Source organism: Ulvibacter sp. 2305UL32-6 (genome assembly GCF_058148545.1).
The window spans coordinates 1-689 of the sequence record NZ_JBYVKA010000075.1; the positions used below are offsets into that span (position 1 = coordinate 1).

The 689-nt window shown below is 27.7% G+C and carries 2 protein-coding genes; both read right to left on the reverse strand.

Annotated features, from left to right (window positions below):
- Window positions 1–147: 147 nt before the first annotated feature.
- Complete coding sequence (locus ACY2RU_RS17785; protein WP_490139830.1) at window positions 148–321, reverse strand: hypothetical protein; 174 nt, start codon at window positions 319–321, stop codon at window positions 148–150.
- A gap of 14 nt (window positions 322–335) precedes the next feature.
- Complete coding sequence (locus tag ACY2RU_RS17790; protein ID WP_490139831.1) at window positions 336–665, reverse strand: hypothetical protein; 330 nt, start codon at window positions 663–665, stop codon at window positions 336–338.
- Window positions 666–689: the final 24 nt, after the last annotated feature.

Sequence of the window (689 nt, forward strand, 5' to 3'; positions counted from 1 at the left end):
CTAACGTGTTTGTGTATGATTAGTTGCGTGGTTAAGCACGTAATTTAGCAAATAAAACACAGATAGAAAGTCCGCGAGGACTTTCGTAAATTGGCTAAAACCAAGCAATTAATTATACACGGTGTTAGCAAATGTTATTTTTCTCAATCAGTTCAATTTTTGTTTTAATTCGTCTTTTGTGAATTCCGTTTTTATTTCAGTTCCGTCATTCATTATCAGAGTACAAATTGCCATAATATTTACTTTTACAAAAGCAATATTATTCAGGTTTATAAGATATATAGCATCTTCTTTATCAACTATTTCTATAAAGTTTTTCATTTCAGTTTAATGTTTTAATTTTTATCAATTCTTATTCTCTTATCGACTTTTCTCACTCCTTTGTCAATTTGTGCTAATTTATTATCTCTAAAATAAAAATATCTATAAGAACTTCCACTTCCATCACTATCGTACCAAACTCTTTTCGTTACTTTATAGATAGAAACTCCATCTTCTAATTTTACTAATTCCTTTTTTGGAAAAACTTTATTGAATTCAGATATTGGCATTCCAACATATACTTTGCTCAAAGCATCATTCATTTGATTTTTTCCAGAAGCACAATTAGTAATTGTCAAACTGATAAATATTCCGACTAAAAGGCTTAAAATAATTTTCTTCATAAAGATTGGTTTTTAATATTTGCT

Coding starts and splice junctions, on each gene's coding strand:
- ACY2RU_RS17785 (WP_490139830.1), bottom strand. CDS start 321: ATGAAAAACTTTATAGAAATAGTTGATAAAGAAGATGCTATATATCTT.
- ACY2RU_RS17790 (WP_490139831.1), bottom strand. CDS start 665: ATGAAGAAAATTATTTTAAGCCTTTTAGTCGGAATATTTATCAGTTTG.